At 62.0% G+C, this 8,066-nt stretch carries 8 protein-coding genes; all 8 read left to right on the top strand.

Features of this window, described 5'->3' with window-relative positions; genetic code table 11:
- Positions 1 to 98 precede the first annotated feature (98 nt).
- The 8 genes from larE (at position 99) to NI21_RS0112080 (ending at position 8,059) form a co-directional block, all read left to right on the top strand.
- The gene (larE, locus tag NI21_RS0112115) at positions 99 to 854 is read left to right on the top strand and encodes an ATP-dependent sacrificial sulfur transferase LarE (RefSeq protein ID WP_033126443.1); all 756 of its coding nucleotides are present in this window, start codon (positions 99 to 101) and stop codon (positions 852 to 854) included.
- A 15-nt stretch (positions 855 to 869) separates the two neighbouring features.
- Entirely contained in the window at positions 870 to 1,640 is a 771-nt protein-coding gene (gene larB / locus NI21_RS0112110) for a nickel pincer cofactor biosynthesis protein LarB (protein ID WP_033126442.1), read from the top strand.
- Entirely contained in the window at positions 1,637 to 2,971 is a 1,335-nt protein-coding gene (gene larC, locus NI21_RS0112105; RefSeq protein ID WP_033126441.1) for a nickel pincer cofactor biosynthesis protein LarC, read from the top strand. The genes larB and larC overlap by 4 nt, the downstream gene beginning before the upstream one ends.
- 28 nt (positions 2,972 to 2,999) lie before the next feature.
- A complete protein-coding gene (locus tag NI21_RS0112100; protein ID WP_033126440.1) occupies positions 3,000 to 4,631 on the top strand; it encodes an ABC transporter substrate-binding protein in 1,632 nt (543 codons plus the stop codon).
- Positions 4,632 to 4,698: 67 nt separating this feature from the next.
- Positions 4,699 to 5,646: an ABC transporter permease gene (locus NI21_RS0112095; RefSeq protein WP_052084087.1), complete on the top strand. Its 948-nt coding sequence runs from the start codon at positions 4,699 to 4,701 to the stop codon at positions 5,644 to 5,646.
- Positions 5,643 to 6,473, top strand: coding sequence for an ABC transporter permease (locus NI21_RS0112090; RefSeq protein ID WP_369792812.1), 831 nt, complete (start codon positions 5,643 to 5,645; stop codon positions 6,471 to 6,473). The genes NI21_RS0112095 and NI21_RS0112090 overlap by 4 nt, the downstream gene beginning before the upstream one ends.
- Before the next feature lie 18 nt (positions 6,474 to 6,491).
- The gene (locus NI21_RS0112085) at positions 6,492 to 7,436 is read left to right on the top strand and encodes an ABC transporter ATP-binding protein (protein WP_033126438.1); all 945 of its coding nucleotides are present in this window, start codon (positions 6,492 to 6,494) and stop codon (positions 7,434 to 7,436) included.
- Complete coding sequence (locus NI21_RS0112080) at positions 7,433 to 8,059, top strand: ABC transporter ATP-binding protein (protein ID WP_033126437.1); 627 nt, start codon at positions 7,433 to 7,435, stop codon at positions 8,057 to 8,059. The genes NI21_RS0112085 and NI21_RS0112080 overlap by 4 nt, the downstream gene beginning before the upstream one ends.
- Positions 8,060 to 8,066 lie beyond the last annotated feature (7 nt).

Genomic DNA, 8,066 nt, shown 5'->3' with positions numbered 1-8,066 from the left:
GAGAACCTCCGGAGGGATGACTCCTCTATACCATTAAAAGTGAATAATCCCACCCCTGTATATCTGGGGTACAGGCTTATTATACGAGGAGAGATGATATGACATTAGAGACATTTTTCAGGGAAGTGCCCAGGGCGGCCGTGGCCTTCTCGGGAGGGACGGACTCGGCCTTCCTTCTGTGGGCGGCAAAAAAACAGGGCTGCCAGATACAGGCCTACTATATACATACTGCCTTCCAGCCCCGGTTTGAGCTGGAGGATGCCAGAAGGCTGGCCGGAGAGCTGGGCATACCCATGCAGGTAATCGACATGGATATCCTGGGCGTGCCAGAGGCGGCGCAGAACGGCCCCAGGCGGTGCTACTACTGTAAGAGGGCTCTTTTTACGAGACTGCGGGAACAGGCGGCAAAGGACGGGTACACTGTTCTGCTGGACGGCACCAACGCCTCCGACGACGCCGGGGATCGGCCAGGTATGCAGGCCCTGCGGGAGCTCAGGGTGCGCTCGCCTCTGCGGGAGTGCGGCATCACAAAGGACATGGTGCGCAGCCTTTCCAGGGAGGCAGGACTTTTCACCTGGGAAAAGCCGGCCTACGCCTGCCTGGCCACCAGAATTCCCACGGGGACAGAGATTACCCGGGAGGACCTCCAGAGGGCAGAACAGGCGGAGACGGCTCTCATGGCGTTGGGCTTCCGGGATTTCCGGGTGAGGCTCTCCGGCGAGAAAGCCCGGCTCCAGGTGACCGGGGAGCAGATGGCCCTGGCAGTGGACAAGAGAAGCGAGATCGTGCAGGCATTAAAGCCGCTTTTCCAGGAGGTTCTTCTTGACCTGGAGGAGCGGAGCCCGTCTGTGTAGAGGAGGTAGACAAAAATGGACAATAAGCAGGATATACTTGAGCTGCTTCGGAGCGTGGCCCGTGGGCAGACTTCCCCGGAGGAAGCCCTTCTGTCGCTGAAGGAGGAGCCCTTTGAGGATCTGGACTACGCAAAGATCGATTTCCACCGCAGCGTCCGGCAGGGAGCGGCGGAGGTGATCTACGGGGCAGGGAAGACGCCGGAGCAGATCATCGGCATTGTGAAGACTATGGGAGAGAGAGGCTGCCGCAACATCCTCGTCACAAGGATCGGACAGGAGGCGGCAGACGAGCTGTCGGCGGTGGTTCCGGTGGACTATCACCCCATTCCCAGGCTGGCCATCGCCTTTCCGGAGGAGCGGCCCGGGAGAGGAAACATCGTGGTGGCCACAGGGGGGACCAGCGACATGGCGGTGGCCGAGGAGGCGGCCCTCACGGCGGAGGCCATGGGAAACAAGGTGACCCGGCTCTATGATGTGGGCGTGGCGGGACTTCACCGGCTCCTCTCCAACCTGGATGTGCTCATGAGCGCCCGCTGCGTGGTGGCGGTGGCCGGCATGGAGGGAGCCCTGGCCTCGGTGGTGGGCGGTCTGGTGGACTGCCCGGTCATCGCCGTGCCCACCAGCGTGGGGTACGGAGCCAGCTTCGGAGGGCTGTCGGCTCTTCTGTCTATGCTGAATTCCTGTGCCTCCGGGTGCAGTGTGGTGAATATTGACAATGGATTTGGGGCCGGCTATCTGGCCAGCATGATCAACCAGATGGAAAGCATAAAGGAGGACAAAAAATGAAGACACTTTATATTGAATGTAACATGGGTGCAGCCGGGGATATGCTCATGGCTGCTCTCTACGAGCTTCTGGATGACAAGCAGAGGTTTCTGGACAGGATGAACAGTCTGGAGCTCCCCGGCGTGCACCTGGAGGCGCAGAAGGGCTCCACCTGCGGTATTGCCGGAACACACATGGCGGTGACCGTGTACGGGGAGGAGGAGACAGAGCCGGAGGGGCCAGGCGTCCACGAGCATGGCCATGCCCACGACCACCATCACGACCATGCCCACGACCACCATCACGACCATGCCCACGGCCACCATCACCATCACGCCACCCCGGGGCATATCGGGGAGCTGATCAGCGGGCTGGACCTTCCGGAGCAGGTGAAGGAGAACGCGAAGGCTGTGTACCGCATCATTGCCCAGGCGGAGGCGAAGGCCCACGGCTGCCCGGAGGGGGATGTCCACTTTCACGAGGTGGGAGCCCTGGATGCGGTGGCAGACGTGACGGGGGTGTGCTACGCTATGTATCTTCTGGGAGCGGAGAAGATCATCGTATCCCCTGTCCATGTGGGGAGCGGCACAGTCCGCTGCGCCCACGGCGTGATGCCTGTGCCTGCGCCGGCCACGGCCAACATCCTGGAGGATGTTCCCGTCTACGGTGGCGCTGTGAAGGGAGAGCTCTGTACTCCCACCGGTGCGGCCCTGCTGAAGTACTTTGCCGAGGAGTTCGGCCCCATGCCTCTCATGCAGGGAAGCCGCACTGGAATTGGCATTGGCACGAAGACCTTTGAACAGGCAAACTGCGTCCGCGCCTTCCTGGGGGAGTCCCTGGAGGAGACAGGCCGTGTCCGGACCATGCCGGAGCAGGGCGACGGAGGAGAGAGCAGAGAAGAGGGAAAGAATGGCGGCGACGGCGCCATCACAGAGCTTGTCTGCAATATTGACGACATGACACCGGAGGCGCTGGGATTTGCCTGCGCACGGCTGATCCAGGAGGGGGCGCTGGACGCCTACACCATCCCCGGGACCATGAAAAAGGGGCGGCCCGGCCATGTGCTGACCGTGCTCTGCGATCCCCGGGATGAGGAGAAGATGGCCCGGCATGTCCTGGAGGAGACGACCACCAACGGGCTGCGCGCCCGCAGGTGCACAAAATACTTCCTCAGGCCGGGGATGAAGACTGTCCAGACCCCATGGGGCCAGGTGCGGGTAAAGACGGCGGAGGGACACGGGATCTTTCACAGGAAGCCTGAGTACGAGGATGTGGCGGAGCTGGCCGAGCGAAACGGAGTTCCCTATGAGACCGTGTACCGGGAGACGCTGCGCCGGCTCGATGATAAATAAAACAGCAGAAAAAGGGAGTGACAGATAGATGAAAAAGCGACTGATTTCCAGTTTTCTCGCCCTGGCGCTGGCGGCGGGACTGCTGGCCGGATGCGCCGGCGGCGGGGCAGACTCCGGGCAGGAGGGCAGCTCCGGAAGGGATACGGACTCCGTGGTCATCGCCATGGGCCCCACCTCTGAGCCGGAGGCGGGATTTGACCCGGCCTATGGCTGGGGAGCCGGAGAGCATGTCCACGAGCCGCTGATCCAGAGCACCCTCACCGTGACCAACACAGACCTGACCATCGGGTATGACCTGGCCACAGAGTATTCCGTCAGCGAGGACGGGCTGACCTGGACCGTGAAGATCCGGGACGACGTGTCCTTTACGGACGGTGAGCCCCTGACAGCGGAGGATGTGGCGTTTACCTACAATACAGTGAAGGAGGCAAGCTCCGTCAATGATTTTACCATGCTGGACTATGCGGAGGCAGTGGACGGCACCACAGTCCTCTTCCACATGAGCCGGTCCTTCTCCATCTGGCCCTACACCATGGCCATTGTGGGGATTGTGCCGGAGCACGCCTACGACAGCCAGACCTACGGGGCCAATCCCATCGGATCCGGCCGATATATGCTGAAGCAGTGGGACAGGGGGCAGCAGGTGATCCTGGAGGCCAACCCAAACTACTACGGTGAGGCGCCCAGGATGAAGCAGGTCACGATCCTCTTTATGGAGGAGGACGCGGCCTTTCTGGCCGCCCAGGCCGGGGAGGTGGACGTGGCCTACACCTCCGCCACCTACTCTGACCAGGAGATCGGCGGCTACAGCCTGGCCTCCTACGCCAGCGTGGACAACAGAGGCTTTAACCTTCCTGCCGTGGAGGAGACAACGGACGAGGAGGGGCGGACCGTGGGAAATGATTTCACGTCAGATGTCCTTGTGCGCCGGGCCATCAATATGGGGGTGGACCGGCAGGAGATGATCGACAACGTGCTGAACGGCTACGGAAGTCCCGCCTACAGTGTCTGCGACCAGCTTCCCTGGTACAATGAGGCCTCCCAGGTGGAGTATGACCCCCAGGGAGCGGCGGATCTCCTGGACCAGGCGGGCTGGGGCATGGGGGATGACGGCGTCCGGGTGAAGGACGGGCAGAAGGCTGAGCTTCATCTTTTGTATTCCACCGGGGACACAGTGCGGCAGGCCCTGACAGCAGATTTTGCAAATCAGATGGAGGAGCTGGGCATTTCCTGCACCACCGAGGGGGTGGGCTGGGACACAGCCTACGACAGGGCCCTTTCCCAGCCTCTCCTGTGGGGCTGGGGCGCCCACACACCCATGGAGCTCTACAACATTTACAACACCATAGAGGGCACAGGCTCCGCACAGTACTCCCCCTACGGTAACGCTGCCGTGGACAGCTACATGGATCAGGCCCTTGCCAGCAGCGATCTGGAGACCTCCTATGAGCTGTGGCAGAAGGCCCAGTGGGACGGCACTACGGGAGTGACCCAGGAGGGGGACATTCCCTGGGTGTGGCTGGTCAACATCGACCATCTCTACTGGGTGAGAGATGGGCTTACTGTGGCGGAGCAGAAAATCCATCCCCACGGACACGGCTGGTCTCTGGTCAACAACGTAGACCAGTGGACCTGGTCCACGGACACAGCCGCTGAGTAAAGGGTATACGAAAGGACTGATCATTTTGAGACACCGCCTACAGTTTACGGCGAAAAAATTACTGCGGATGGGGCTTTTGCTCCTGGGAGTCAGCATCGTCACATTTCTTCTGATGAGCACCTCCCCCCTGGATCCTCTGCAGACCAATGTGGGGCAGGCGGCCCTCGGCACCATGAGCCAGGAGCAGGTGGAGCGCCTGGAGGCCTACTGGGGCATGGACACGCCTCCCCTGGAGAGGTATGCGGAGTGGCTGAAAGGCCTGCTTTGCGGAGATATGGGTACCTCCCTTCTCTACCGGCAGCCGGTGGCCGCTGTCATCTGGCAGCGGCTGTCCAGCTCCCTTCTTCTCCTTCTGTCCGCCTGGATAATATCGGGTGTGCTGGGGCTGCTGCTGGGCGTAGCGGCGGGGGTGTGGAGAGGGCGCTGGCCGGACAAGCTGATCCGGGGCTGGTGCCTGCTTATCTCCAGCACGCCGGCCTTCTGGCTGGCTATCCTTCTCCTTCTGGTATTTTCTGTGTGGCTTGGCTGGCTGCCGGCGGGGCTCTCTGTGCCCATCGGCATGGAGAGCAGCCTGGTGACGGCCGGGGACAGGCTGCAGCACGCCATCCTGCCGGCTGTCACCCTGAGCATCACAGGGGTGTCGAATATTGCCCTGCACACGAGGGAGAAAATGGTGGATGTGATGGAGTCAGACTATGTCCTCTTTGCCAGGGCCAGGGGGGAGTCCATGAGCTCCATCGTCTGGCGGCACGGGCTGCGGGGCGTATCCCTGCCCGCCATCACCCTCCAGTTTGGGTCTGTCAGCGAGATCATAGGCGGCTCCGTCCTGGTGGAGCAGGTGTTCTCCTACCCGGGACTGGGGCAGGCAGCCGTGACGGCGGGGCTTGGCAGCGACCTGCCTCTCCTGATGGGGATTACCCTCATCACATCGGCCATCGTGTTTGGCGGCAATCTGGCGGCGGACCTTCTCTACGGCGCGGTGGATCCGAAGATAAGAAGGAGGGCGGCGAAATGATGGAAAGACACTGGAACAGAAGAACAAGCACCCTCCTCTTTCTCGTCCTGGCCGTTCTCATACTGGCGGGGATCACGGCGGCGGGGATCTTCCTGGAAAAGGAGGCGGCTGTGACCGATTTCTCCCGGACCAACCTGGCGCCGGGAGGGGCGTTCTGGTTCGGGACAGACTGGATGGGGAGGGATATGTTTACAAGGACCATCGCAGGGCTCTCCTTAAGTATCCGGATCGGCCTTCTGACGGCGGCGGTGAGCGCGGCCGCGGCGCTGGCGCTGGGGACGGCGGCTGCCACCCTGGGGAGAAGGGCGGACAGCGTCATCTCCTGGTGCATAGACCTTGTCATGGGAATCCCCCACATCCTGCTTGTGATGCTCATCTCCATCGCCTGCGGCCGGGGCTTTGTCGGCGTCGTGGCAGGCGTGTCCCTGAGCCACTGGCCCTCCCTGGCCAGGGTGATTCGGGGGGAGGTGCTGCAGCTGAAGGGAGCGCCCTACATCCTGGTGGCGGAGAAGCTGGGAGTGTCAAAGCTTAAGGTGGCCTGCCGGCACATGCTGCCCCACCTGTTTCCCCAGTTCCTCACAGGGCTGATCCTCCTCTTCCCCCACGCCATCCTTCACGAGGCCAGCGTTACCTTTCTGGGCTTTGGCCTCTCCTCGGAGCAGCCCGCCATCGGCGTGATCCTGTCGGAGAGCATGCAGTACCTGACCACCGGGAGATGGTGGCTGGCTCTGTTCCCGGGGCTCTCTCTTGTGCTGGTGGTGGTCCTCTTTGCCCTGCTGGGGGAGAGAGTGCGGTATCTGCTGGATCCTGCCAGCGTTCATGAATAAAAGGAAGGAGGCGAAAGGATGGAAAAGTCAATACTGGAGGTGCGCCATGTGTCCATCTGGTTCACCCAGTACGAGCGGGGAACCAAAAGAAGAAGCCTGCCTGTGATCCGGGATCTGAACCTGACCGTAGGCGCAGGCGAGGTGGTGGCCGTGGTGGGCGCCAGCGGGTCGGGGAAAAGCCTTCTGGCCCACGGCATCCTGGGCATCCTTCCCTACAACAGCCATATGGAGGGAGAAATCCTCTACGGCGGAGAGCCCCTGACAAAGGAGCGGGCGGAAAAGCTGCGGGGAAACGGCCTGGCCCTCATTCCCCAGGGCGTCACCTACCTGGATCCCCTCATGAAGGTGGGATCCCAGCTTACCAGGGGGAGGAAAGATCAGGAGACAAAGGAGCGCTGCCGGCAGGTGCTGGAGCGGTACGGCCTTGGCCCTGAGACGGCGGACCTCTATCCCTTTGAGCTGTCCGGGGGCATGGCAAGGAGAGTGCTGATCGCCTCCGCTGTCATGGATGAGCCAAAGCTCATTATCGCGGACGAGCCCACACCGGGACTGGACGCCCGGGCGGCCGGCCGCATCCTGGGACATTTCCGGGAGATGACAGAGGGCGGCGCGGGGATGCTCTTTATCACCCACGACCTGGAGCTGGCCCTCACCATCGCGGACCGGGTAGTGGTCTTCTACGCCGGGGAGACCATCGAGGAGGCGGCGGCAGAAGATTTTCAGGAGGAGGGAAGACTCCGGCATCCATTTACAAGAGCCCTCTTTCGGGCCATGCCCTCCCACGGCTTTGCGCCCATCCGGGGAAGCCAGCCCTACCCGGGCACAGTCTCAGCCGGCTGCCCCTTTGCCGGACAGTGTAAGGCCTGCCAGAAAGAGTGCGGCGAGGCGGATCACATTCCTGTGCGGCAGGTCAGAGGCGGGCTGGTGCGCTGCCTGTATCCGGAAAAGGAGGAAACAGTATGACGCTGGAAGCAAGAAATGTGACATTTTATTACAGAGGGAAAAAGAAGGCGCCGGTGCTGGACCAGTTCAGCCTGTCCCTGGACAGCGGGGAACGGGTGGGACTCAAGGCACCCAGCGGCCGGGGAAAGACCACCCTGTGCAGGCTCCTGGCAGGGTATGAAAAGCCGGTGAGAGGGGAGATCCTGCTGGATGGAAAGCCCCTGGGCTCCTACAGGGGAGCCTGCCCGGTGCAGATGGTCTGGCAGCATCCGGAGACAGTGGTGGATCCGCTGCTGAGGCTGGGGACCACCCTTTCGGAGGCTGGCGACGTGGAGGAGAGGCTGAAGGAGGAGCTGCATATCCAGGAGGGATGGATGGACCGTTTCCCGTCAGAGCTGTCCGGCGGGGAGCTGCAGAGGTTCTGCCTGGCAAGGGCCCTCCACCCGGGAGTGAGATTTCTCCTCTGCGATGAGATTTCCGCCATGCTGGATCTGGTGACCCAAGCCCAGATCTGGCAGTTTCTCCTGGAGGAGTCGAAGAGGCGCTCCCTGGGACTTCTGGTGGTGAGCCACGACAACAGCCTGCTGGAGCAGGTGTGCACCCGGATCGTGGAGCTTCCCTTCCCCTCCTGGCGCATTTTTTAGGAGGCAG

Source organism: Eubacterium sp. ER2, assembly GCF_000765215.1.
Taxonomy (GTDB): domain Bacteria; phylum Bacillota; class Clostridia; order Lachnospirales; family Lachnospiraceae; genus Claveliimonas; species Claveliimonas intestinigallinarum.
This window is presented reverse-complemented; position numbering and strand designations above follow the sequence as displayed.